Origin of the sequence: Streptomyces sp. NBC_01460 (genome assembly GCF_036227405.1) — a bacterium.
Classification (GTDB): Bacteria; Actinomycetota; Actinomycetes; order Streptomycetales; family Streptomycetaceae; genus Streptomyces.
Genome location: NZ_CP109473.1, coordinates 7,385,141 through 7,409,782 on the forward strand (window position 1 = coordinate 7,385,141; position 24,642 = coordinate 7,409,782).

Genomic DNA, 24,642 nt, shown 5'->3' on the forward strand with positions numbered 1-24,642 from the left:
GTTCATGGCATGGCCGGGTCAATGGTGCCGTGGGGCGGGTGGGGTCTGCCGAGGTCCCGACGGATCCTCGCCGGACAACCGGGCCCGGGCCGGCCCGCCCCCGAACGCCGCGCGACCGGAGCCCTGCCCGCCTCCGACGCCGCGCGGGGCGCCTCAGCGGTGCAGGAATCCTGCGATCCGTCGGCGCAGTGCACGCGCGTCGAGGCCGTGGGCCGCGAGGTGCTCCGCCATCTGCCCGTATCTGCGCAGCTCGTTCCGCCCGACGCCCAGCCCGAGCACCCGGTGCGGCAGATCGGCCAGGGCGTCGTTGGCCGCCGCTGTGGAAGTCCCTGCCAGATAGGGCTCGACGATCACGACGTCCGCCGCGGTCCCGGCGCCGGCCGCGCGGCGGAGCCCCGTCGCGTCGAAGGGGCGGACGGTCGTCGCGTACAGCACCGTCACGTCCAGGCCGTCGGTCGCCGTGAGGACGTTGTCGAGCATCGGTCCCACGGCGATCACCACCCCGTCGTTCCCCTGCCGCACCGTGCTGAAGCCGGGCTCCGTGACCGGGCGGCCGGTGCTGTTCGACTGGAGGGAGAGCCGGACATAGACACGGTCGTCCCCCGTGACGGCCTGCCGCAGCAGGGCTTCGGCCTCGTCGGGGTGGCCCGGCACGTGCACCGTCCAGCCGTCGAGGGTGTCGAGGAGCGCGACATCGCCCGGCGCCATATGGGTGAAGCCGCCGGCGGGCCAGTCGTACGAGCCCCCGGCGCTGACGAGTACCCCGCCCACCCCCTGGTGCCCCAGGTCCAGCTTCACCTGCTCGAACGGGCGCTCCACGAGGAAGCTCGCGAAGGTGTGCATGATCGGCCGCACCCCCGTCAGGGCCATCCCGGCGCCCGCGCCGATGAGGAGCTGCTCCCTGATCCCGACGTTGACCACCCGGTCCGGGTGGGTCCGCTCGGCCCGCTCGAAGCCGTCGCGGCTGATCTCGGCGAGCACCAGGGCGAGGCGTGGATCCTCGTCCAGCAGTCGGGCGGTGGTGGCGATGAAACGGTCACGCATGGTGTCCATGGGCATGTTCTCCGTCGTCTGTGGGGCGGGGTGCTCAGCGCTTCGGGGCCACGCGGGCGATCACGGCGTGCGGACGGCCGGGGTGCGGTGCGGTGAAGGCGGCGTACAGCGCCTCGTGGTCGCGGCCGTCCACGGTCCGTGCGGACCACCCGGCGGCCTCGAACCGGGCCGCGATGCCGCCCGGCCTGGAGTACGTCGCCGAGGCGTTGTCGATCACCACGGTGTGCAGCTGATCGAGCCCGGCCGGGCCCGCGTACGCGATCGCCTCGTGGTTGCTTCCCTCGTCCAGCTCGGCGTCGCCGGTCAGCACCCACACGCGCGGGTCCGTCAGGCCCTGCGCCCGCAGTCCCAGCACGCTGCCCACGGCGAGCGGGAGGCCGTGGCCGAGGGACCCGCTGCCGATCTCCGCGCCGGGGACCAGCAGCCGGTCGGGGTGGTGGCCGAGCGGTGAGTCGTACGAACCGAAGCCGGTGAGCAGTTCCTCGCCGAAGAACCCGCGTGCGGCGAGCACGGCGTAGTACGCCATGGGGCCGTGCCCCTTCGAGAGCAGGAAACGGTCACGGGCCGGTGAGTCCGCGGTGCCGGGTGAGACCCGCAGCACCCGGTCGTACAGCACCCAGAGGGCGTCCAGCGTCGAGGTCGCGGCCGGACCGTGCTTCTCGTCACCGGTCATGAGGCTCATCAGCCGGTCGAGCTCGTCGTAGCCGTGCACCGGAAGGGATGTCGTGTGCGTCATGCGGCTCAGCGTTCTACCTCAACCGAGGTTGAGGTCAAGCCGGGGAAACGGGTTCGTGAGCACCGGTGCAAGTGCGGTATTGTTCTCATGCGCGTTCGGCCAGGGGAAACCCCAGGTCAGACGGGCAGCGGGACGTGGCGCAGCTTGGTAGCGCACTTGACTGGGGGTCAAGGGGTCGCAGGTTCAAATCCTGTCGTCCCGACTGGAGACAGTCGCAGGTCAGGGGCCGTGTCGGAGAAATCCGACACGGCCCCTGAGTCGTTTCCGGAGCCGTCGGGAGTGCGCCGTGCCCCCGGGCATGTCGGCTCGGGCGGTGAGCCTGCTCACCGTGCGGTGGGTCCCCGGCCGACCGGTCGGGGACCCACCGCCGTGTTTCGGTCAGCCCTGGCCCTGGGTCCGGCGGCGCACGAGGAGGAGGGTGCCCCCGCCCGCGAGCGCCACTGCCGCAGCGGTGCCCGCGACGGCAGTCGCGGACGAGGAGCCGGTCGCTGCCAGCTGGCTGCCGTTCGTCGTCGGCTCGTTGGAACCGGTCGAACCGGTCGAACCGGTGGACCCCGTCGAGCCGGTGGTGCCGGTGGAACCCGCCGAGCCGGTGGAACCCGTCGAGCCGGTGGACCCCGTCGAGCCGGTCGAGGAGCCGCCGCTCTTCACGTCCAGGGTGATGTCGGCCTTGTCGTTGCTCTTGTCCGGGTCGAACGGCCGGGCGTCGGAGCTCAGCGCCACCGAGCCCTTCGCGCCCTCCACCCGCTTGTCGATCTTCAGCTTGAACGTGTAGGTCTCGCCCTTGCCCTCGTCGACCCACCGCTGGCTGGTGCCGCACTCGTACGCCTTGCCCGCGGGCTCGCAGAATCCGTCGGCCTTGACGACGGACGTTCCGGCCGGAGGCGTGATCAGGACCTTGGGCAGCGGGTCCCCCTCGTCCGTCAGCACCCAGGCGGGTCCGGCGTTGGTGAACCTGGTCGTCAGCGTCACGGTGTCGCCGGGGCTGCCCGCGAGCGCGGCACCCTCGACCTGGAAGTCGGCCGTGTTGACGGAGGTGACCGGCACGTCGACGGCCTCCTCCTCGGCCTGGCCGCCGGCCTGGCTCTCGACCAGCTTCACCGCGGGGGCGGTCCCGGCCACCGGCGGCGTGGCCGCGTCGTCCAGGCCCGGGGCGTAGTCCCAGACGCTCACGCGCACTACGTCGTTGAGCGCGTGGGGCAGCGCCTTGATCGTGAGGGGCTTCTCCGGCGTGTAGGCGGTACCGGGTTCCACCGCCTGGTCGAACTCGCACACCACGTTCGACTTGGCGGTCATCTCGTCGTAGGCGGTGACCTGGTGTGCCTGGCAGTTGGACGGGATCTGCGCGTAGTCGAGTCCCCGGGTGGCGGAGTACATGACCCAGGCCTTGTCGGCCGTCGCGGTGCCCTTGTTCGTCAGGACGACCGGCGGGTCGAAGGTGCTGCCCGGCTTCACGCCGTCGACCGGGGCGATGCTCTGCAGGGCCAGCTCGGGGGCGGTCTCGTCGGCGGACGCGACGGGCGAGATGCCCAGCACGACGAGGCCGGCGGCGCTCAGTGCGGCGGCGACGGTGCGGGCGGTGCGGTGAGGGGGGATCAGCATGGAGATGAACCTCTGTCGGACGCAGTTGGGCGGACGCTGTCCTATGGGGTGAACAGCCCTTCGGTAGGCGAAGACTGTTCTCGGCGCCGATCGGTTGCATCATGCAGGCATTCCTGGGGTGCTTGGGGGTGTTCGTCCCCTTCCGCCGTCCCTTCCGCCGTCCCCTTCGACGGGCCGCAGCGGTCCGCGTCGACCTCATGTGACGGTGGGTGAGGGGCCGCACGGGCGGAGGCCGCACCGGAACGGTCCGGTGCGGCCTCGCGGGTGCGGGACGCCTCAGGCGGTCTCGCCGGAACCGGCGGCCGAACCGGCCCCCTCGGCTTCCTTGATGCCCTTGGTGATGTCGTCCAGGACCGAGAGCTTCGGCGCCTTGGCGTTGATGTCGAAGCCTGAGCGCAGGACGACCAGCATGCCCTTGACGTTGGGGGAGGGGAATGCGAGCGACTCGACGTATCCGTCGTCGCCGTTCTTCGTCACCACCTTCCAGCGCACCGCGTAGCCCTTCTGGCCGGCGACCGTGACGGCCTCGGACCTGAGCTCCTCGTGCGAGGTGATCCCGCCGTAGATCTTCTCGCCGTACGACTCCTCGGCGTTGGCCTTGATGTCGGCCTGGGCCGCGGCCTTCGCGGTGGTCGCGTCGATCTTCAGCGCCTGTGCCGGTGCGGAGGTCACCCCGCCGCGTACGCAGGTCTCCGACTCGGCACCGGGGCAGGCGTACTCGCCGGTCTGCACCCCGGCGCCGATCGGCCCCGACTGGCCGGTCCAGCCGTCGGGCACGGGGATGCTGATGCCGCTGGCCGCGTCGGTGGCGTACCCGTCCTCGGTCTGCGGCATCGGCTGCTGGTCGGGGTCCTGTCCGCCGCCGCCCTGCCCGCCGTCCTGCCCGCCTCCGCCCGGGGCGCCCGGCATGCGGGGGCTCTCCGAAGGCGCGGAGGGCGAGGCGGAGGAGTCGGCCCGGTCGTCGGAACCGGCTCCCAGCACGTACGCGCCGCCGCCGACGGCCGCGAGTACGACGACGGCTGCGGCGATGCCCGCGCCGATGCGTATGCGACGGCGCCGGACCGTCGCGGGGGGTATCCGGAGTTGGTCGGTCCAGCGGCTGCCGTCCCACCAGCGTTCCTGGAGGGGGCCGATTCCTGAGTGCCCGGGGTCTGGATGCCAGCCGGGCGGGGTCGTCTGGGTCACGAGAGCACCGTAGGCGCACCGGGTGAGAATCGTATGAAACGCACAGCGTGGTCGTCGTCACGTCCCAGGCCGCCATGACGACCGTGCGGGGGCGGGTCGTTCCGGGCGGGCGACCGGTGAGTCCACGTCTTCATCGAGTCGCCGGACCGGCGACGACGGCGTTGACGCGTCACTCCGGGTGCCGTCCGTGCAGGTCGGAGGTGCCCAGAAGCCCGGAAGAGGCCCTGTGCGGGGGTGAGATGATCCGGACCATGAACCGGATCCCGTACTCAGCCGCTTGGCTGTCGCAATGGCGCGAGGACGTCATGGCCGCGGTGAGGGGCATGGTCTCGACCTCCGGGGATGAGCACGGATTCCCGCCCGGACGCAACGAGGTCCGGGTCGCGGACGAGGACGATCGGCGTGCCGCGCGTGAGTACGCGCGTGAGTCGCTGGGATTCGACGAACTGCTCACGTTCTACGAGTCCATCGGGGAGGTCGCCCTGTCCGATGTGGGAAACGGCTACTTCATCCACACGGCGCGCGATGTCCTGCACCGAGTGGCAGAGGAGGGCTATGTCTTCATCCCCATGGCTGATGATCCTCACGGCATGGTGATCGGCTCGGACGGAAGGGGCATTCCGTTCGTCGCCGACTGGGGTGGCGTGATCCACCGGTCCCGGACGCCTTCCCCGGACGAGGCGGAGTTCGACAGGGTCGCCGAGGATCTGCCTGAGTTCCTCGAACTCATCCGCTGGTCCGCGGCCCGGTTCGCGGAAACGGGCGAGCCCGGCTAGTTGTAGCCGCTGTCGGCCATGGTCCCCGAGGGCGTACCCGCGGAGACCTCGACGGCACCCTCCTGAACGGGATCCCGGGAGTCCGGGTGATCCTTCTCCTCGGCCGGGGCCGCGGCACGCAGCGCCGCCTCGACCCGGCGGTTGCTGGTCATGGTCGCCGTGACGGCGGTCATGGTCAGCAGCAGGCCGGCGGCGGTGCAGAGCGGGGTGCGTACGTCGTAGGTGGTGGCCAGCCAGCCGCCGAGGAAGGCACCGAACGGGGCGGCGCACATGGCGAGCATGCGGGAGGTGGAGGCGACCCGGCCCATCAGGTGGGCGGGGACGATCGCCTGCCGGAGGGAGGGGGCGAGCACCATGGTGGCGCCCATGCCCGCCCCGCAGACGGCGAGCGCGAGCCCGGCGACGTACGGGTCCGGGGCAGCGGCAAGCCCCAGGACGGCGAGTCCCTCGACCGCGGCCGTGCAGGTCAACGCGGTGCCGGTGCCGAGTCGTCGGCCGAGGAAGGAGGCGATGGCCGCGCCGAGCAGACCTCCGGTGGCCTCCGCCGTGAGGAGCAGTCCGAAGCCGAAGGTGCCGATGCCGAGGTGATCGTGCGCGAAGAGGGCGAGGACGGTCTCCACGGCGAGGAAGGCGACGTTCCCGACCGCCGGACGCAGCGCGAGTCCGAGCAGCAGCTGATCCCGGAACACGTACGAGGCACCGGCCCGCGCCTGCCGCAGCAACGACTCGCGGGCCTGCGGTACGGGCCGGGGTGCGGCGGGCAGCGACCGTACGAGAAGTGCGGAGACCGCGAACGACACCGCGTCGGCGAGCAGCGGAACCGCCCGCCCGAGCGCGAGCAGGGCACTGCCCGCGGGCGGCCCCGCGAAGCCGGACGCGGCGGTCCGGGTGCCGTGCATGCGGGAGTTGGCGCGCTCCAGGAGCGTGGAGTCGCGGCCGAGCAGATCCGGCAGGTAGGCCGTGGCTGCCGTGTCGAAGAAGAGCCCGCCGAGGCCGAGCAAAAAGGCGACGGCCGCGAGCAGCGGAATGCTCAGCACGTCGAGCGCGGCCGCCGCCGCCGGTATCGCGAGCAGCAGCGCACGCGCCGCGTCCGCGACCCACATCGTGCGCCGGCGGTCCCAGCGGTCCACCAGCGCACCGCCGAGCACCCCGAAGAGCAGCCAGGGCAGCGTCCCGGCGGCCGTGACGACGGCGAGGGCCATCGGATCCCGCGTCAGCGCCAGCGCGAGCAGCGGCAGCGCGGCGTGCGTCACCCCGTCCCCGAGCGAGGACACCGTCTGCGCAGTCCACAGCCGCCCGAACCCGGGCGGCAACGTGTCTCCATGCAGGGTCACTCGGAGTCCTCCTCGACCTGCCCGCGCGGCGCCGGCCGGAACAGCGCGAAGGTCAGGGACACGTCCGGCAGCGACGGATCGGACAGCTCCCGGTACTCGTCCGCCAGTGCCTCCAGCCGCGCCCCCAGCTCCGCGAACTGCTCGTCGGTGAGCCGCAGATGCGCCATCCGCACGTGCCGCTCGCCGTCCACCGGCGATGCCTCCAGGTCCGCCACCGCGTGCCGCATCAGCACGTCCGGCGCTCCTTCGCCCGGATCCGGCATCTCGATCGACCGTGCGGCCATCGCGTAGTACCGCTCGGTGACCCCCCGGACCTTCCGCGTCCGTACCACCTTGACCAGGCCCGCCCGTTCGAGCAGCCGCACGTGGTAACTGGAACTCCCCTTCGCGAGGCCCATGCGCTCGGCGATCTGCGTGATCGTCGCGGGCTCGAAGCGGAGCACGGCCATGATCCGGTGCCGCGTGAGGTTGGAAACGGCGCGTAACTGTTCGTCAGTGGTGACGTGGAACGTCTCAGGAAGCTCGTCGGCTGGCATGCGCCCAATGGTCAACGTTTCTTGACCATTGCGCAAGTGGGTTGCGTGCGGACTTCTGCCTCCCGACGGCCGAGACCGGGCTCGATGCACCGCTCCTGACTGGGGGAGACGGAGTGCCGGACTCGGACGTAGCAGGCCCGGGCGCGGCGTCCATGGAGGCGGCCGGCTCTCACTGCGGCCATGCCCGCGTCAGTCTGTCGCGCAACTCCGCCGGCGCCGTGGGCCCCAGTTGACTGCCGAGATCTTGTTCCAGGTCGCGGAGAACTCCCAGGGCGACGTCACGACGTCGAGACCCCGCGTCGGTCGGTCCGAGAGGGTGCTGCGCGGGAATCCAGGCCCCGGCGCCCGGGTCAGCAGGCCTTCGCCGACGAGCTGCGTGACAGCGCGATGCATCGTCTGTCGGGTGACCCCCGCACGGCGGGCCAGTTCCGCGACGCTCAGCGATGTCCTCGGATTTTCATGCTTGTCCTGGCGCCGCCGCGCATCACCGGCACCACCGGGCTGGTCGTCAACCCGATCGCCGTCTTCTGAACCGGCGAGCGGCGAGCGGCGTGCCCGGCCCTTCCATCGGGTGCCGGGCACCCCGCTTGTTCTCCCTCATATCCGTGGGGGGCCTGGGCCGCACGGGGGCTGTCACGGCTCGATCAGTCCGGCCCGGATCGCGTACCGGGTGAGTTCCAGGCGGTCGCGCAGCCCCAGCTTCTGCAGCAGGTTGGCGCGGTGCCGCTCGACCGTCTTGACGCTGATCACGAGCATGCCCGCGATCTCCTTCGACGAGTGGCCCTCGGCGACCAGCTTGAGGATCTCCTCCTCGCGCTCGGTGATCGCCCGTTCCGGTACGTCGCCGCCGTCCCTGGCCCGGTCCAGGTAGTTGCGGATGAGGGCGGTGACCGCGCCCGGGTAGAGGAACGGCTCGTCACGCATGGCCGCCCGGCACGCCTCGACGAGGTCCCGGTCGGCGACGGACTTCAGCACGAAGCCCGAGGCGCCGGCCTTCAGGGCCTCGAAGAAGTACTGCTCGTTGTCGTACATGGTGAGCATGAGGATGCGCAGCTCCGGCATCACCCGGGACAGCTCACGGGCGGCCTGAAGACCCGTCAGGCGGGGCATCGCGATGTCCAGGACAGCCAGGTCCGGGCGCTCCGCGCGTGCCATCTCGACGGCCTCGGCCCCGTCGCCGGCCTCGGCGACGACCTGGAGGTCGGGTTCGCCGTCGAGGATCAGCCGCACGCCCCGGCGGACCAGCGCGTGGTCGTCGGCGAGCAGGATGCGGGTCTTCCCGGAACCGGTGGGGGAGTGGGGCATGGTCAGGCGTCTCCGTTCCGTACGGGCACGTCGAGGCGTACGTCCGTGCCGCCCGTCGCGCCGTCGGCGAGGGTGAGTGTGGCGCCGATGAGCAGGGCGCGTTCGCGCATGCCGCGCTGGCCCGCGCCTTCGGGGGCGCCGCCGAGGCCCCGGCCGTCGTCGCTGATCCGCAGCTCCACCCCGGAGCTGGTGCGCCGCAGGGAGAGCTCCACCAGGGTGGCCCGGGCGTGCCGGACGGTGTTCGTGACCGCCTCCTGGGCGATGCGGTACACGACGAGTTCCGCCTCCTCCCCGAGCGGAGGGAGGTCCTTCTCCATGCGGCGCCGGACCGTCAGTCCCGCCGGCGTCGGCGTCTCGGTGGTCAGGGCCGTCAGCGCGCTGACCAGCCCCAGCTCCTCCAGCACGCCGGGGCGCAGCCGGCGTGCGATCCGGCGGATCTCGTCCAGGCTGCCCCGGGTGATCTCCTGGACCTGGGCCAGCTCCGCGCGCAGGGGTTCCGGGGCGTGACCGGTGACCCGCTTCAGCTCCAGCAGGACCGCGGTCAGGGTCTGGCCCACCTCGTCGTGCAACTCCTGTGCGACCCGGCGGCGTTCGGCCTCCTGGGCCCAGAGGGCGCGGGCGCTGCTGGTCGCGCGCTCCGCCTCCAGGCGGTCGAGCATGCTGTTGAACGTCTCGATCAGCGCCGCGACCTCCCCCTCGCCGCCGACCTCGGGGCGCGGACGCGGGCTCAGCAGATCGGTGGTCGTCATCGCGCGGGTGACCCGTTGCAGCGGGGCGAGGCCCACGCGCAGGAGCAGCGCGTTCGCGCCGAGCATCAGGGCCATGCCGCCGGCCAGGATCAGGGCCTCGGTCAGCACCACCGGGGCCGAGACGGTGATCGGGCCGAGCAGGAGCAGCGCTCCGGCCGCGACCAGAACGGCTGCGTTGAGCAGGAAGATGCGCCAGAACAGGGACAAGACCGCACGGCCTCCTTCGATCGGGTCCACGGGCGGGCGGACTGTCTCCACTATCGCCGGTCGGGGGCGGCGCACGGCCGCGGGAGCGTCCCGCGGCCGCGTCTGCATGGCCGACCCCCTCGAAGATGGGTGCCGGCCCCTATGTCCCGGGGTACCCGCACGCGGCGACGATGGAGCCGGACCCGACGGGTCCTGATCCGGGAAGGAGTCACCATGCCCCACGACGACGAGCGTCCGCGCTGCCACGAGAGCCGGACCGGCAGCGACGGCCGCGCACCCACGAGCGCCCCGCGCGATCGGCGCCCGGGCCCGAAGTGGGTGTGGCTCGCCGTCGGAATCGTCGGCCTGATGGCGGGCATCGTCATGGGCCACGGTCTCCTCATCGCCGCCGGCCTGGTGGTGGCCGGGATGGCCGGCCAGCTCCTCGACCCGCAGCGGAGCAGGCACCGGAACAGGGTGCCGCGTCCCCGCTGAGCCGCCTTCGGCTTTGGTCCGACCACACGTCCTGTGTGACATAGTCGGGGGATGCGTATCGGCCGGAGCAGGGAGTAGCGGATGCCCGTCGAGTGGCAACCCGTACGGCAGTCCCGTACCCATGAGCTGGTGCTCCAGAGCATCGAGGAGCGGGTCTTCGCCGGAGAGCTCAAGGCGGGCGACCGCCTGCCGCCCGAACGGGAGCTCGCACCGGTGCTCGGCGTCAGCCGGTCCGCGCTGCGCGAGGCGCTCAGGGTGCTGGAGACCATCGGCGTGCTGGTCGCCCAGCCCGGCCGGGGCCCGGACTCCGGGGCGCGCATCGTCCGCAATCCCGACGACGCGCTGGGGCGGTTGCTGCGCCTCCACTTCGCGCTCGGCAGCTACAGCCTGCACGACGTCCTGGAGGCGCGCGTCGTGCTGGAGCGGTCGAGCTGGGAGGCCGCCGCGCGCCATGCGCGGGCGGAGGACCTCGACGCGGCGGGGGAGCTCGTCCGGCGGATGGGCGAGCCGGACGTAGGCGTCGCCGAATTCAACGACCTCGACACCCGCTTCCACGTGCTGATCGCCGGGAGCTCGGGCAACGCGCTGACCTCCACGCTCACCTCGGCGGTCCGCGAGTCCGTCCGTCCGCTGATCCTGCGGGCGCTGGAGGAGACCGACGACTGGCCTGCGACGGCCGGCGCCCTCAACGCCCAGCACGCCCACCTGCTCCGACTGGTGCGCGAGGGGCGGGGCGGCGAGGCGGCCGACCTGGTCGAGGAGCACATCCGGGGTCTCCACGGAACCCTGGTCGACGAGAACGACCCCCGGTAGGGGCGGGACGCCCTGCGGCGAACGGGAGTGGGGACGGTGCGTGCGCGCCGTCCCCACTCCCGTTCCGCTTTTCCTCCGCAGGGCGTGCCCGCACGCTTCCCCATGCGGACCGAGGCTAGTATGGTCGGACCATAAAACGACCGGGGAGGTCCCATGCGCATCGGACTCTTCGCCACCTGCCTGGGAGACACGCTCTTCCCGGAGGCGGTGAGATCCACCGCGGTGCTGCTCGCCCGTCTGGGTCACGAGGTGGTCTTCCCGCCGGACCAGACCTGCTGCGGCCAGATGCACGTCAACACCGGCTACCAGCGCGAACCCGTCCCGCTGGTACGCAACTTCGCCGCGCAGTTCGGGGACGCCACGATCGACGCGGTCGTCATGCCGTCGGGCTCGTGCGCCGGCTCCGTCCGCCACCAGCACGAACTCGTCGCCGAGCGGTACGGGGACGCCGCCCTGCGCGCGGGGGTCGCCACGGTCAGAGCGAAGACGTACGAGCTCTCCGAGCTCCTCGTCGACGTCCTCGGCGTCACCGAGGTCGGCGCCTATTTCCCGCACCGCGTCACCTACCACCCCACCTGCCACTCCCTGCGCATGCTCAGGGTGGGCGACAAGCCCCTGAAACTCCTGCGCGCCGTCGAGGACATCGATCTGGTCGAGCTCCCCGAGGCCGAATCCTGCTGCGGCTTCGGCGGCACCTTCGCCGTCAAGAACGCCGAGACCTCCACGGCGATGCTCCAGGACAAGATGCGCGCCATCACCGACACCAAGGCCGACGTGTGCTCCGCCGGGGACTCCTCCTGCCTGATGCACATCGGCGGCGGGCTCTCCCGCATCAGGTCCGGTACGCGCACCCTGCATCTCGCCCAGATCCTCGGCTCCACCCGCACCGCGCCGTACGCCCTGATGGAGGCCGCCCGATGAGCACGTTCCTCGGCATGCCCGCCGCCCCGCCCCGCTCCCCGTACGGCACGGGGAACCTGCGCGGCGACAGGACGTTCCCCGAGGCGGCCCACGACGAACTCCGTAACGAACAGCTGCGCCGCAACCTCGGCAGAGCCACCCGCACCATCCGTGCCAAGCGCCTCCACGTCACCGGCGAGCTCCCCGACTGGGAGCAGCTGCGCGACACCGGCTCAGCCGTCAAGACGGACACGATGAACCGGCTTCCCGAACTCCTGGAGCAGCTGGAGCGGAAGGTCACCGAGCACGGCGGCACCGTGCACTGGGCGCGTGACGGCGTCGAGGCCAACGAGATCGTGACCCGGCTGGTCCGCGCGACCGGCAGCAGCGACGTCATCAAGGTCAAGTCGATGGCCACGCAGGAGATCGGCCTCAACGAGCATCTCGAAGCGGCGGGCATCACCCCGTACGAGACCGACCTCGCCGAGCTCATCGTGCAGCTCGCCGACGACAAACCCTCACACATCCTGGTCCCCGCGATCCACCGCAACCGCGACGAGATCCGGCAGATCTTCCTCGACGAGATCCCCGGCGTCGACCCGGACCTCGACAACGTGCCCGCGCACCTCGCCGCCGCGGCCCGCGCCTATCTGCGCGAGAAGTTCATGACGACCAGGGTGGCCGTCTCCGGGGCCAACTTCGGCATCGCCGAGACCGGCACCCTCGCCGTGGTCGAGTCGGAGGGCAACGGCCGCATGTGCCTGACCCTGCCCGACACCCTCATCACCGTCATGGGCATCGAGAAGGTCCTGCCGCGCTACCAGGACCTGGAGGTCTTCCTCCAGTTGCTGCCACGCTCCTCGACGGGCGAGCGGATGAACCCGTACACCTCGATGTGGACGGGAGTGACCCCCGGCGACGGGCCGCAGGACTTCCACCTCGTCCTCCTCGACAACGGACGCACCGCCGCGCTGGCCGACACGATCGGCCGCGAGGCCCTCAACTGCATCCGCTGCTCGGCCTGTCTCAACGTCTGCCCCGTGTACGAACGGGCCGGCGGCCACGCCTACGGATCGACGTACCCCGGTCCGATCGGCGCGGTCCTCACCCCGCAGCTCGCCGGCATGGACGCGGCGAAGGGCGACCCCAACAGCTCGCTGCCGTACGCCTCCAGCCTCTGCGGCGCGTGCTTCGACGCCTGCCCCGTGAAGATCGACATCCCCTCGATGCTCGTCGAACTGCGCCACCAGCACACCGAACAGGCCGGCACCACGGCGGAGAAGCTCGCGATGAAGGCCGCGGCCGGGGTGATGAGGAGGCCGAAGCTCTTCACCGCGGCCCAGAAGGCCGCCGCCCTCGGGCGGGTCGCCGGCGGGCGCGACGGCACCCTCTCCCGCCTGCCCGCACCGCTCAGCGGCTGGAGCGACAGCCGGGACACCGCCGCACCGCCCAAGCAGTCCTTCCGCTCCTGGCTGGCATCGGCCGAGGGCGCGGAGACGATGCGGGCCGCGGCGGAGGAAGGCGCCCGGCACACCGTCGAGGCACCCGAGGAGGACCAGTGACCACCGCCCGCGACACCGTGCTCGGCCGGATCAGGGACGCCCTGTCCATCGCGCCCGCTCCTGCCGCAGTCGTCCCCCGCGCCTACCGCACGGGCCGGACCCTCGCGGACGCCGAACGCCTCGCGCTCCTGACCGACCGGCTCGTCGACTACAAGGCGACGGTCCACGCCGGTACGAGCGACCGCACGGCCGGCCTGATCGCCGAGATCCTGCGCGAACGCGGCGCCCGGCGGATCGGGATCCCCGACGGCCTGGACGAGCGGTGGCTCAGTGCCTACGACGGCGAGGTCCAGCGGGACTCGACGGACATCCCCGCGCCGAGCCTGGACGCGCTGGACGGCGTGGTGACGGCGTCGGCCGTCAGCTGCGCGGAGACCGGCACGATCTTCCTGGACGGATCGGCCGGCCAGGGCCGGCGCGCGCTCTCCCTGGTGCCCGACCTCCACGTCTGCGTCGTCGACCTGTCCTCGGTCGTGGTCGGCGTCCCGGAGGCGGTGGCCCGGCTGGTGCCGGAGCGGCCGACGACCTTGATCAGCGGCCCCTCGGCGACGTCCGACATCGAACTGGAGCGGGTGGAGGGCGTCCACGGCCCGCGCGACCTCGTGGTGGTGATCCGCACGGACGCCTAGGCAGGGGTTCCACCGCCCAGGCGTCCGGGAGTCGGGCACGGGCCCGCGACCGGCCCGGCACCCCGGGAGGCCGGGCCGGCGGACGTGGTGCCCGGGGTGCCTCAGCCCTTGCTCAGGTGGACGGCCACCGTCTCGCCGGCGGTCACCGGCTGGTCGTAGTCCGGGTCCGTCGCCGTCGCCCGCGCCTCGACCTCGACGTCACCGCGCTGGAACGGCACCGACCCGGTGGGGACGGCCTTCGCCTCCCAGGCGACCGGCGCTCCGGGGACGCATTCCACCGACGTGGAGTACGAGCCCCGGATGAGCTGCTTCCGCTTCACCTGCGTGACCTCGCCCGCCACGTCCACGTGCACCGGCTTGTTGCAGCTGACCGTGCCGTGCAGGGTGGCCTTGCCGTTCAGCGTGCTCGCCGTGCCGTCGAGCGCCACGGCGAGCCCGAGGCCGAGCTCGGCGGGCGGGGCCGGGTTGTCGACGTGGACCTCACCGCGCGCGGCGGTCTCACCACCCTCGCAGTGCTGCTCGAAGGTGGCGTCGAGCTCCTTCACGTAGCCCAGCGGGCCGAATTCGACGGCCGTGACCGTGAAACTGCCGGTGAGTGTGTTGCAGCCGCGTCCGTTCCCGCCGAGGGACAGACCCGGCTCGGCCCCCTCGTTGAACGGGTACCGGGTGGCCCCGTCGTAGGTGCCGGGTGCCAGGGTGGTGCCCGCGGGAGCCGCGAGGTCCAGGTCCCACCAGTCCCCGTTCGCCCCGTCGACGGACAGCGATACCACCCGGTTGTCGCTCGACCCCGTCACCGACACCTTGTCCTGGGAGTCCGTCGAGTAGGAGTACGATCCGCCGCCGCTGATCCAGTCGCCTTCGTCCCCGCTGAAGGCCAGCGATCCGTCCGTGACCGGCTGGGCGTGGGCCTGGGATCCGGACAGCAGCCCCGTCGTGCCGGTCGCCATGGCGAGGGCCAGCGCGAGGACGGCCGCGCCTCTGACCGGAGCGCGTCCGGGCATGGTGAGTTTCATGTGTGTTCCCCCCTGGGAAGACGGTTCCCGCTTCGCCGACGAGGTGTCCCGTCAGCAGCGGGAAGAGTCTGGCAACGGAGGGCTTCGACGACAACTGGGTTTCAGGAGTGCCTTGTTGAGGTTCAGGCCAACCTCTGTGGCGCAGGTGACCACGAGCAGCCAGCCAGGCGCTCCGGGGTGTCGAACGCGCACCCCGCACGGCCCGCGTCCCGGCGCCCGTTCCTGCGGGTGCCGGGACGCGGGGTTAGAGTCAGGCCTCCAGGCCGTAGAGGGTGAACTCCTCCCAGGAGCCGGTGATCTCGGCCGAGCGGGCGCGCAGCGCGTACTGCAGGGATCCGGTGTAGCTGTTCTCCATGGCGACGAAGAGCCCGTTCAGCGTGGACTGCAGCGCGAAGCGGTCCAGGCTCTCGTTGTAGTACAGGAAGAACCGCTCCCAGCCGCCCACGCTCGTCGAGCGGGCGCGCAGGAGGTTCTGCGCGTTGCCGGTGTAGTTCTTCTCGACCGCCACATAGCGGTCGTTCGCCAGCGACTTCAGCGCGACCGTCTCGGTGGCCTCGTCGAATTCGAAGGCGAAGCCTTCCCAGCCGCCGCCCACCTGGGCGGAACGGGCCCGCAGCGCGCCGGTGTTCGGGGCCGCGTAACCGGCCTCGGTGGCGACGAACTTCTCGTTGCGGGCCGACTGCAGGGCCAGGAGTTCCGGCTCGACAGCCGCGGAGGAGGCGCTGCGGCCGGCGGTGAGCGGGGCCTGGAGGGTGTCCGCCGCGTCGGCGACGTGCTGCAGTGCGGCACCGTCCACCGCGACCCAGCCGCTGGGTACCGGAGCCGTGTCGGCCTGCGGCGCGGCTCCGGCTGCCGGTGCGGCCAGTGCGGAGGCCGCCAGGAGGGCGCTCAGGGACAGGAATACGGACGTGATTCGTCGCACGGGTCTTCCTCACTCGTCGTCGATCAATTGCGGGCCGCGGGAAGGATTCGTGAAGGAGTTCTCGGTCGCCACCCCGGACGATCCGTCGAATGAACGTCAGTGGCAGGGACGGGTGTGCACCCGTCGACCTGCTCCCGTGCACGGCAAAGCCGCCCCCTGGTTTCCCCCGCACCCCCGAAAGCCGCGTCGACGCCTCCCCAGGCGTTCCGGCAGCTGCCTCGCCACTCGGCGAAGCGGCCTCAGCGTAACCGTGCGACGTGATATTCGGAATTTATTTCGAGGATTTCCGTGAAGTCGCGGAAAGGTTTTCCTGAATTACCGATTCCGCGGTTTCCCATTAAGGCGGACGAGGTTTTCTGTTTCCCTGGTGTTGGCTCGGGGGATGCGACTGCTCGCGCGACCGGCCGGCCTCCTGCCGCGTGAACGGCGCGCGGCAGGAGGCCCGTGGTCGTCGCCCCCGCACTACAGCTCGTGCGTGACCTCCAGCGGTGCGAAGGAGACACGGGTCGTCGAGCCGTCGTCGGCCCAGCGCACCGCGACGGTCTCCCCGTCGACGTCCACCCCGCCGACCGCCGCCGCGAGGGGGCCGGCGTCCGGCTCGGCGGTGAGCGAGGCCAGGGCCACCAGCACGTCGGTCCCCTCCACCTCGGCGCTCAGCCGGGGCAGCACCGCCCAGCGGGTGAACGCCGTTCCCTGCGGCGCCCGTACGTCCTCCTGCTCCTCCCAGCCGTGCAGCCCGTGCAGCGCTGAACGCACCGTGCCCCGGGGGTCGGTCGCCCAGCCCGTCTGCTCGGCCAGGGCCCCGGCGGGGGCACCCAGGATCCGGTGCAGCCGCAGCTCGTACCGTCCCCGGACGACGGTCACGCTCTCCACCCGCAGGCCCGGCCAGGTCGGCGGGCCGCCCGGGAAGACCGGGGTGTGCCAGGACGCGGCCCAGCCCCAGCCCTCACCGTGCCCCGCGCCCAGCGGATGGATACGGACCCGGCTGCTGCGAGAGCCTCCGACCCGTACCGACAGGTGGTTGTCCGCCGTGTTCGCGGACGCCGTGGGGCCGGTGGCCGTCGAATAGGCGAGGCGCGCGTAGAGCGGGTCGGCCACGTCCGCGGTCTCGCCCTCGTGCGGCCGGACATGGTCGCTGCCGTGGTTGTGCAGCCTCACGATGCCGTCCGCCCGCGTCGAGTGCACCAGCAGTCCGGGTGAGGGGAGTGAGAGCACCTGGTCCGGGCCCTCGCTCGGAGCGGGTTCCTCCTCCGCCGTCCACAAGGGGTGCTCCGCCGGGGCCAGCAGGGCGACGAAGGCCTTCGACGCCCAGTACGGCGACGAGGGACCGGAGTACACCTGGAGCGTCGCGTCGTGCGGACCGTGCCACCCCAGGCTCAGCAGACCGTCGTCCCCCGCCGCGCCGTTGTCCAGGAAGTACCGCAGCGATCCGCTGATCAGCCGCCGGGAGACCCCTGGCGCCAGAGGGGTGTGCCCGGACACCGCGCCCATGCCGACCGCCGCGCCCGCCGCGAAGCGGTAGGTGAGGGAGCGCCCGAAGTGGAGCGGGGAGCCGTCCGCGCCGAACATCAGGGAGAAGCTCTCCAGATGCTCACTCAGCCGCGCCCCGTGGTGGGCGGACAGCTCCGCGTCGCCCGAGAGGTACGCGTCCAGCACGGGATACAGGTGCAGCGCCCAGCCGTTGTAGTGGTCGAAGGCGCGCCCGTCACCGTCGGCGTACCAGCCCTCGCCCCGGTACCAGACCTCCAGCAGGTCGAGCGCCCGCTGCCGCGCCCCTGCGGTCTCCGCGTCACCCCGGCCCACCGACTCCAGGAATCCGGCGACGGAGAAGGGGAAGAGATACCAGTTGTTGGGAGCGGGGGTGTGCCGCAACGCCCCGCGCAGCCACTCCTCGGCCCGGTCCTGGGTGGCCGCGTCCAGCCTGTCCCACAGCCAGGGGCGGGTCAGCCGCAGCCCGATGGCCACCGACGCCGACTCCACCATCGGCTGGCCGAACACGGTGTGGTCCAGGATGAGCGGCCAGGACTCGGCGTCGTCGCGGCCGGCCGTGCGCGTACCGGCGGTGAGCCCGTCGGCGTACCGCTCCAGCCAGTTGTACGGGTCCTTTCCCTCCGCGCCGGCGACCCGGAACGCCGCGGTGAGGAACGTACGGGCATAGCCCTCCAGCCCGTCGGACCGGACCCCCGAGCGGGAGGGCCGGCCGGGCAGGTCGAGGAGGGCCCGGCCGGGGGTGGCCCACTTCCAGGCGGAGTCCAGCAGGCCGTCCGCCACCGCTTCCCAGTGCGCCCGGGTGTAGCCGGTGTGCGGGCTCGTCGCGCGGTCCTCGGGAGGGAGTGCAAAGGGAAGGGAGGTCATGCGAGGAATGCCAGCCTTTCGCGTCGTACGGGATGGGCGAAGCCGTCGCCCGCGGCCCAGCGGGCGACCTCACCGACCGCGAGATCGGCCAGCCGCCGCAGTTCGTTGCCCTGGGACCCCGCGAGATGGGGAGTGATCGTGGCGTTGCCGCACTCCCACAGCGGATGCTCCGGCGGCAGCGGGTCGGGGTCGGTGACGTCCAGCACCGCCCGGATCCGGTCGGCCCGCAGGACGTCGGTGAGGGCGTCCTGGTCGACGACCGCGCCCCGGGAGGTGTTGATCAGGACGGCGTCGGGCCTCATCGAGGCGAGGAGGTCGCGGCTGACCAGCCCCGTGGTCGCGGGCAGGAGCGGGGTGTGGACACTGACCACGTCGCTCCCGGCGAAGAGGGCGGGCAGGGAGACGAGGCGGACACCGAGTCCGGCGGCCTCCTCGTCCGTGACGTACGGATCGTGGAGCAGCACCCGCAGGTCGTAGGGGCGGAGCAGCTCGATCACCCGGCGGCCGATCAGGGAGGCGGACAGAATGCCCACCGTGCGGCGGTAGTTGCCCACGTCGGGCGGTGTGGCGAGCCAGGCGTCGCGCACGCGGGCGGCCCGGAAGTCCCTGGCCCGCTCCAGGACCCGCTTGCCGGACAGCAGGATCATCGCGAGGGTGTACTCCGCCACGGGGAGGGCGTTGGCCGCCGCCGCGGACGACACCTCGATGCCCCTGTCCCAGCAGGCGTCGGTGACATGACCGCGCACCGTGCCCGCCGTGTGCACCACGGCCCGCAGTGCGGGCGCGGCGGCCAGGACACCCGCGTGGATCGGCGGGCAGCCCCAGCCGGTGATCAGGACCTCGGTGTCCGCGAGTACGGCCCGGGCGGCCTCCGTCGTGAAGTCGTCGATCGCGGGCACGGGTGCGAGGGCGCACACCTCGGCCAGCGCCGCCAGGGAGCCGGGGGCGAGCACCGCGGCTGCGGCGTCCGCTCCCATGGCGAGCGCGGCGCGCGGCCGGCGGGGTGCGGGGGGAGTGCTGTGCATGGTTCTCCTGTGCGGTGGTCCGGGTGGGGCGGCACGGTCACTTGACGGCGCCCGCCGTCAGACCGGACCTCCAGAAACGCTGGAGCAGGGCGAAGGCGAGGATCAGCGGCACCACGGCGAGCAGCGAGCCCATGATGACGACGGGGTAGTACTCGGGTGACACGGACGCGGAGCTGTTCCAGGTGTACAGGCCGAGGCTGACCGGATACAGGTCCTGGTCGGAGAGCATCACCATGGGCAGGAAGAAGTTGTTCCAGATGGCCGTGAGCTGGAAGAGGAAGATGGTGACCAGCCCGGGGCCCAGCATCCGCAGCGCCACCCGGAAGTACGCGGCCAGTTCGCCCGCGCCGTCCATCCGCGCCGCCTCCAGCACCTCGTCGGGGACGTAGCCCTGGCTGAAGATCCGGCCGAGATAGACCCCGAAGGGGTTGAACAGGACGGGGATGAAGACCGCCCAGAAGGTGTTCACGAGACCGGTGCCGGAGGCCATCAGGTAGAGCGGCAGGGCGAGCACCGTCTGCGGCACCATGACGGCGGCCAGCACCAGTCCGAACAGCTTCTCCTTGTGGGCGAAGCGGTACTTGTCGAAGGCATAGCCGCAGGCGATGCTGATCAGCGCGCCGAGGGCCGCCCCCAGCACCGCGTACAGGAGGCTGTTGCCGTACCAGCGGCCGAACAGCCCGCCGTCCATCGCGAACAGGTCCTTCATGTTCTGGACGAAGGAGAAGTCGCTCAGCGACAGGATGTTGCTGCTGAAGAGGGCGTCCCTGTTCTTGGTGGAGGCGAGCACCAGCCAGAGCACCGGCAGCAGGGTGTACATCACCGAGACGAGCACCACGAGAGTGACGACGGAGCGTCCGAGGAGCCGGGGCCGCAGGGGTGAGGCGGTGCGTGACACGGTCGACGCGCTCATCGGGCGGCCTCCTCGGCGGCGTTGGCGCGGTTGGTCCAGCGGGTGACGCCGTAGGAGAGGGCGATCGTGCACAGGAGCAGGATGACCGAGGCGGCGGCCGCGAGACCGTAGTTGTTGCGCGTGAAGGCGGCGTCGTAGATGTACATGCTGGGGGAGAAGCGCGAGTTGATCATCGGGGTCGACTGGCTGAGCAGCATCGGCTCGGTGAAGAGCTGGAGCGCGAAGATAAGGGTGAACATCGCGACCATCACGATCGACGAGCGCACCAGCGGGGCCTTGACCTGGAGGGCCGTGCGGACGGGACCCGCGCCGTCGACGACCGACGCCTCGATGACCTCGCGGGGGACCGCCTGCAGGGCGGCGTAGAACACGACCATGTTGTAGCCGAGGTTGCTCCACAGCGCGATGTTCACGATGGACGGGAGCACCATGTGCACCCCGAGGAAGTCGACGGTGAGATCGGCCCTGCCGAGCAGGTCGATCACCGGGCTGATGCCGGGGGTGTACAGGTACAGCCAGATCAGGGCCGCGATGATGCCCGGCACGGCGTGCGGGAGGAACAGCGCGAGCTGGACGGTGCCCCGCAGACGGACCACACCGGAGTCCAGCAGCAGCGCCAGCACGAGCGCGCCGATCACCATCAGCGGGATGTAGACCACGCAGTACAGGGCGACGACGCCCAGGCCGGCGAGGAAGGTCGGATCCGCCAGGACGGCGGTGTAGTTGCGGAGTCCGGCGAAGACCGTCCGCTCGGGGCCGAAGCCGAGCCCGGGCTGGTCGTCGCTGAAGAAGCTCAGATAGACGGCGGTGGCGACCGGGATCAGGAAGACGGTCACCAGGAGGACGAAGAACGGTGTCATCAGGACGCCGCAGGCGCCGAGTTCACGCCGTCGGGCGGACCTGCGGGCCGTGGGCGCCGGTGCGGCGGCGGCCGGACTCTTCGGCGACGGCCGAGCGGCGGCTTCCGCCGGTACGGATACGGGGGTGGCGCTGGTCATGGGTGTCACCTGCCTCTCTGCTGCTGGGAACGGACGGCGGATCGCCGGTCAGGTGGAATGCTGGGTGGTGGTGAGGCCCAGTGCTCTGAGATCCGGCATGGTGCCCTCCTGCGCCGCCCGGACCGCTCCGAGGATGGACCCCTGGCCTCCGCTCGCCCGCGCGAGTCCGTCCCTCATGATCTTGCCGGTGGCCGTCATCCGGGGGCCCCAGACCCAGCCGGGGCGGATCTTCTGGGCCTCCTGATCGAAGAGGGTGTAGATGTCCTGGCCGCCGTAGTAGGTGCGGTCGAAGGCCCTGCGGCCCACCTCGACGAGCCCGGGCGCGGCGGGGTACTGGCTGCTCGCGCCGCTGGACAGCCGGGCGCGGAGTGCGTCCGGGTGCGAGACCTGCCACTCGATGAACTCCATCGCGGCCTCGGGGTGCGCACTGTCCTTGGTGATCGTGAAGGTCGAGCCGCCATGGGTCCCGACCCCGGGGTCGGCCGGATCCCACTGGGGGAGCGGTGCGAGCGCCCACTGTCCCTTCTGGGCCGGCCGGGCCTTCATCTGGGCACCGGCGTCCCAGGCGCCGCTGAGCCGGCTGACCACCAGGCCGTCGGCGATCTGGACATCGCTGTGCCGGCTCTCCACCGCGTTCATGAAGACCAGGTCCTGGTCGGCGAGCCGCTGCCAGAAGGCCGCCACGCGGCGGGTGGGGGCGTCGGCGAGCGAGAGGTTCCACGCCCCGCCCGCCGTGTCGAACCACTGGGCACCCGCCTGCCAGGCGAACGCGGCGATGTGGGTGTCACCGTCCGTGGGGAGGAGGGCAATCCGGCGGTCGTGGCTCTTGCGGCTCAGGGTCCTCGCCGCGTCCTCGAAGTCCTCCCAGGTGCGCGGGACCGTCAGGCCGTACCGTTCGAAGAGGTCGGTGCGGTAGTGCAGCACCATCGGCTCTATGTCCAGCGGGACGCTGAACACCCGCTTCTCGAAGGTGGTCAGCCCCAGCGACTGCGGCAGCAGCTTGGCGCGGAGGCCTTCGCCGACCAGGTCCGTGATGTCGCGGCAGACCCCGTCGATGGCGAAGCCCGGGACCTGGGGGTATTCGATGGTCGCGATGTCCGGGGCGTTTCCGGCCCGGGCCGCGTTGCTGAGCTTGGCGTAGCCGCCCTGCATCCCTCCGGGGACCTGCTGGTAGTCGACCTGGAGGGTGTCGTGTGTGCGGTTGAACGCGTCCACGACCTCCTGACTGCCCCGCAGGGCGGACCAGAAGGTGATCCGCGTCTTCCTGCCGGTCCTGCTGCTCACTGTCTTCCCGGTACTGCTCGTACTGCCCGATCGTGTGTCTCCGCCACCACCTCCGCAGGCGCTGAGCGCGCCTGCCAGAGGAAGTGCGGTGATCGTGGCGAGCACGGATCGACGGCTCTGTCGACCAGGCATGTGCGCCTCCCGCGGCTCCTGATTCGAGACACGGGGAATACTGATCGGCTGGTCGATCGCGGTCAATAGATCGATCAAAAGAAGCGTGAAGTGTTCAATCGATCAGTCGGCCGGGCCGGGCAACGCCCGGGTCGATCCACGCACTTCGAGACGGGGCAGCAACTCCGTCCTGCGTACCGGACCGGTCGTGCCGGCCGGCTGCCCCAGCCGGTACAAAAGGAGTTCGGCCGCCGCCCGTCCGATCTCGGCCCTCGGCGGGGAGACCGCTGTGAGGGAGGTGCTGGCCAGGGCCGCGACGACGTCGTCGTACGCCACCACGGAGCAGTCCCGCGGTACGCCGATCCCGTTCTCCGTCATCCGCTGGACCAGCATCAGGGCGTCCTCGTCGCCGTGCAGGACGGCGCCGGTGACGCGTCGCTCCCGCAGGTGCGCCGTGAGATCCGGAGCCTCCTCCAGCGTGCCGGGCTCCCCGGGGCCCGCGTTCGGCGAGCTCAGCACCACCGACCACTCCTCGACCTCGGGCCGGGCGGCGGCGATCTCGGCGAACGCGGCCCGTATGGAGCGTGCCGTGGGGCTGTCGTTCCTGGCCGCCAGGACGATCCTGCGGTGGCCGAGAGAGACCAGGTGGTCCACGGCCAGGTGGATCCCGTACCAGTGGTCGGAGCACACGGTGTCCATGGCGTGCAGCATGCTGCCGGACCGGGGCCGCCGCTCCATCATGACGGTGGGCACCCCCACCTCGGCCAGCCAGCCGTAGTCCGCCTCCTCGCCGGCGGCGCTGCGCCACCGCGGGGCGATCAGCAGACCGCGCACCCCGGCGGCCAGGGCCCGCTCCACCTGCGGCCGTTCGGCCCCGGCCATCTGCGGGGCGATGTGCAGGGTGATCCGCGCCCCCGCCTCCTCCAGGGCCGTCCTGGCGCCGTGCAGCGTCTCGTAGAGGTAGGAGTGGCGTTCCGGGACGACCAGGCCCACGGCTGCCCCCGCACCGACCGGCTCGCCGCTGCGTGCGGCCGGCACGGGCGTCGTCGGCCCGGTGTCGCCCATCGGCCGGACCACCCCGTGCCCGCGCCGCAGCATCCCCGTCCTCGCGAGCTCCTCCACGTCCCGCCGGAGCGTGACCATCGAGACCTCGAGCTCGGAGGCGAGCGCACTCACCTTGACGGCGCCCCGCGCGTGCACCACCGCGAGAATGCGCGTGCGCCTCACGTCGACCGGCTCCCGCATGCTGGCCCCCTTGCCTACCGCTGTGCGATGTTCGTTTGAACGTTTCCGTGAGTGATCGCAGCATAGCGAGGGACCCGCGCCCGGGGAGGTCACAGGATGGAACGATGATCCGCCGAGAGGGAGATGTGTCTACCATCTGAGCCGGAATGGATACCTTCACACTCTGGCAACTGGCCGCGCTGGCGGCGGCGTCCACCCTCGTCGGCTTCTCCAAGACGGCGGTCAGTGGTGCCAACACGATCAGCCTCGCGGTCTTCGCGGCCGTCCTCCCGGCCCGCGAATCCACCGGGGTGCTGCTCCCGATCCTGATCGCCGGCGATCTCCTCGCCGTGCTCGTCTACCGCCGTCACGCCCACTGGCCGACCCTGCTGCGGCTGTTCCCCGCCGTGGCCGTCGGGGTGGTGGCGGGCACCGTCTTCATGCTGTGGGCCGACGACGACGCCGTACGCACCTCGATCGGCGCGATCCTGCTCCTCATGGCGGGCGTCACCCTGTGGCGCCGGCGCGCGCGGCCCGAGCCGGCCCCCGAGGGGGAGGACGAGGACGGTCCCTCGCGCGGCGGGCGGTTCAGGGCGCGCGCGTACGGGGTGCTCGGCGGGTTCACCACCATGGTCGCCAACGCGGGCGGCCCCGTGATGTCGCTCTACCTGCTGTCGGCGGGCTTCCGCAAGCTGGGCTTCCTGGGGACGTCGGCGTGGTTCTTCCTGATCGTCAACACCTCCAAGGTCCCCTTCAGCGTGGGACTCGGCCTCATCGACGCGCGGTCGCTGCTGCTGGACGCCGCCCTGGTGCTCTTCGTCATCCCGGGCGCCTGGCTCGGCCGCGCCTGCGTCGGCCGGATCAACCAGAAGCTCTTCGACCGGATCGTGATCGGAGCCACCGTCCTGGGCGGCCTCCAGCTGCTGCTGCGCTGAA

24 protein-coding genes and 1 tRNA gene are annotated in these 24,642 nt (G+C 71.7%); 8 read left to right on the plus strand and 17 right to left on the minus strand.

The annotated features are described in order from the left end of the window. Positions 1-153: 153 nt before the first annotated feature. Together OG488_RS33290 and OG488_RS33295 are read right to left on the minus strand one after the other, a co-directional pair. Positions 154-1,053, minus strand: coding sequence for a transketolase family protein (locus OG488_RS33290; protein WP_329235992.1), 900 nt, complete (start codon positions 1,051-1,053; stop codon positions 154-156). Between the two features lie 34 nt (positions 1,054-1,087). Then, on the minus strand, positions 1,088-1,789 hold the full coding sequence (locus OG488_RS33295) for a transketolase (RefSeq protein ID WP_329235994.1): 702 nt from the start codon (positions 1,787-1,789) through the stop codon (positions 1,088-1,090). Between the two features lie 128 nt (positions 1,790-1,917). Between OG488_RS33295 and OG488_RS33300 the strand changes: the two genes are divergently transcribed. Further along, positions 1,918-1,991, plus strand: a tRNA-Pro gene (locus OG488_RS33300). A gap of 176 nt (positions 1,992-2,167) precedes the next feature. Here the strand turns inward: OG488_RS33300 and OG488_RS33305 are convergent. Next, the gene (locus OG488_RS33305) at positions 2,168-3,391 is read right to left on the minus strand and encodes a hypothetical protein (RefSeq protein ID WP_329235995.1); all 1,224 of its coding nucleotides are present in this window, start codon (positions 3,389-3,391) and stop codon (positions 2,168-2,170) included. 276 nt (positions 3,392-3,667) lie between these two features. Then, on the minus strand, positions 3,668-4,576 hold the full coding sequence (locus tag OG488_RS33310; RefSeq protein WP_329235997.1) for a DUF2510 domain-containing protein: 909 nt from the start codon (positions 4,574-4,576) through the stop codon (positions 3,668-3,670). Positions 4,577-4,827: 251 nt separating this feature from the next. Here OG488_RS33310 and OG488_RS33315 point away from each other — a divergent pair, with 251 nt between their 5' ends. Further along, positions 4,828-5,352 (plus strand): SMI1/KNR4 family protein, encoded by a 525-nt coding sequence (locus OG488_RS33315; protein WP_329235999.1) that lies wholly within the window; start codon positions 4,828-4,830, stop codon positions 5,350-5,352. Here OG488_RS33315 and OG488_RS33320 read toward each other — a convergent pair. The 5 genes from OG488_RS33320 to OG488_RS33340 all read right to left on the minus strand — a co-directional run bounded on the left by OG488_RS33320 (position 5,349) and on the right by OG488_RS33340 (position 9,483). After that, positions 5,349-6,665: an MFS transporter gene (locus tag OG488_RS33320; protein ID WP_329239181.1), complete on the minus strand. Its 1,317-nt coding sequence runs from the start codon at positions 6,663-6,665 to the stop codon at positions 5,349-5,351. The two genes, OG488_RS33315 and OG488_RS33320, sit on opposite strands and share 4 nt — an antisense overlap. A gap of 17 nt (positions 6,666-6,682) precedes the next feature. Further along, complete coding sequence (locus OG488_RS33325) at positions 6,683-7,222, minus strand: ArsR/SmtB family transcription factor (RefSeq protein ID WP_329236000.1); 540 nt, start codon at positions 7,220-7,222, stop codon at positions 6,683-6,685. Positions 7,223-7,411: 189 nt separating this feature from the next. Further along, positions 7,412-7,804: a MarR family transcriptional regulator gene (locus tag OG488_RS33330; protein ID WP_329236002.1), complete on the minus strand. Its 393-nt coding sequence runs from the start codon at positions 7,802-7,804 to the stop codon at positions 7,412-7,414. Between the two features lie 51 nt (positions 7,805-7,855). Next, on the minus strand, positions 7,856-8,527 hold the full coding sequence (locus tag OG488_RS33335; protein WP_329236004.1) for a response regulator transcription factor: 672 nt from the start codon (positions 8,525-8,527) through the stop codon (positions 7,856-7,858). Positions 8,528-8,529: 2 nt separating this feature from the next. Beyond that, entirely contained in the window at positions 8,530-9,483 is a 954-nt protein-coding gene (locus tag OG488_RS33340; RefSeq protein WP_329236006.1) for a HAMP domain-containing sensor histidine kinase, read from the minus strand. A gap of 213 nt (positions 9,484-9,696) precedes the next feature. Here OG488_RS33340 and OG488_RS33345 point away from each other — a divergent pair, with 213 nt between their 5' ends. The 5 genes from OG488_RS33345 to OG488_RS33365 all read left to right on the plus strand — a co-directional run bounded on the left by OG488_RS33345 (position 9,697) and on the right by OG488_RS33365 (position 13,861). Then, entirely contained in the window at positions 9,697-9,957 is a 261-nt protein-coding gene (locus OG488_RS33345) for a hypothetical protein (RefSeq protein ID WP_329236008.1), read from the plus strand. Between the two features lie 81 nt (positions 9,958-10,038). Further along, entirely contained in the window at positions 10,039-10,770 is a 732-nt protein-coding gene (locus OG488_RS33350; protein ID WP_329236010.1) for a FadR/GntR family transcriptional regulator, read from the plus strand. 153 nt (positions 10,771-10,923) lie between these two features. Then, the gene (locus OG488_RS33355) at positions 10,924-11,691 is read left to right on the plus strand and encodes a (Fe-S)-binding protein (RefSeq protein WP_329236012.1); all 768 of its coding nucleotides are present in this window, start codon (positions 10,924-10,926) and stop codon (positions 11,689-11,691) included. Beyond that, positions 11,688-13,232: a lactate utilization protein B gene (locus OG488_RS33360; protein ID WP_329236014.1), complete on the plus strand. Its 1,545-nt coding sequence runs from the start codon at positions 11,688-11,690 to the stop codon at positions 13,230-13,232. The genes OG488_RS33355 and OG488_RS33360 overlap by 4 nt, the downstream gene beginning before the upstream one ends. Beyond that, positions 13,229-13,861: a LutC/YkgG family protein gene (locus tag OG488_RS33365; protein ID WP_329236016.1), complete on the plus strand. Its 633-nt coding sequence runs from the start codon at positions 13,229-13,231 to the stop codon at positions 13,859-13,861. Before OG488_RS33360 ends, OG488_RS33365 begins: the two co-directional genes overlap by 4 nt. A gap of 101 nt (positions 13,862-13,962) precedes the next feature. Here OG488_RS33365 and OG488_RS33370 read toward each other — a convergent pair whose 3' ends face one another. The 8 genes from OG488_RS33370 to OG488_RS33405 all read right to left on the minus strand — a co-directional run bounded on the left by OG488_RS33370 (position 13,963) and on the right by OG488_RS33405 (position 23,727). After that, positions 13,963-14,874, minus strand: coding sequence for a hypothetical protein (locus OG488_RS33370; protein ID WP_329236018.1), 912 nt, complete (start codon positions 14,872-14,874; stop codon positions 13,963-13,965). 250 nt (positions 14,875-15,124) lie between these two features. Further along, positions 15,125-15,787: a fascin domain-containing protein gene (locus OG488_RS33375; protein ID WP_329239184.1), complete on the minus strand. Its 663-nt coding sequence runs from the start codon at positions 15,785-15,787 to the stop codon at positions 15,125-15,127. Between the two features lie 471 nt (positions 15,788-16,258). After that, on the minus strand, positions 16,259-18,151 hold the full coding sequence (locus OG488_RS33380) for a DUF2264 domain-containing protein (protein WP_329236020.1): 1,893 nt from the start codon (positions 18,149-18,151) through the stop codon (positions 16,259-16,261). Further along, complete coding sequence (locus OG488_RS33385; RefSeq protein WP_329236022.1) at positions 18,148-19,176, minus strand: hydroxyacid dehydrogenase; 1,029 nt, start codon at positions 19,174-19,176, stop codon at positions 18,148-18,150. Before OG488_RS33385 ends, OG488_RS33380 begins: the two co-directional genes overlap by 4 nt. Positions 19,177-19,213: 37 nt before the next feature. Then, positions 19,214-20,089: a carbohydrate ABC transporter permease gene (locus OG488_RS33390; protein ID WP_329236024.1), complete on the minus strand. Its 876-nt coding sequence runs from the start codon at positions 20,087-20,089 to the stop codon at positions 19,214-19,216. Further along, positions 20,086-21,087, minus strand: coding sequence for a carbohydrate ABC transporter permease (locus tag OG488_RS33395; RefSeq protein WP_329236027.1), 1,002 nt, complete (start codon positions 21,085-21,087; stop codon positions 20,086-20,088). Before OG488_RS33395 ends, OG488_RS33390 begins: the two co-directional genes overlap by 4 nt. Positions 21,088-21,135: 48 nt before the next feature. After that, entirely contained in the window at positions 21,136-22,503 is a 1,368-nt protein-coding gene (locus OG488_RS33400; RefSeq protein WP_329236029.1) for an ABC transporter substrate-binding protein, read from the minus strand. A gap of 102 nt (positions 22,504-22,605) precedes the next feature. Continuing rightward, positions 22,606-23,727, minus strand: a complete 1,122-nt coding sequence (locus OG488_RS33405; RefSeq protein WP_329236031.1) for a substrate-binding domain-containing protein — start codon at positions 23,725-23,727, stop codon at positions 22,606-22,608. Positions 23,728-23,873: 146 nt separating this feature from the next. Between OG488_RS33405 and OG488_RS33410 the strand changes: the two genes are divergently transcribed. Continuing rightward, positions 23,874-24,641, plus strand: a complete 768-nt coding sequence (locus tag OG488_RS33410) for a sulfite exporter TauE/SafE family protein (protein ID WP_329236034.1) — start codon at positions 23,874-23,876, stop codon at positions 24,639-24,641. Position 24,642 lies beyond the last annotated feature (1 nt).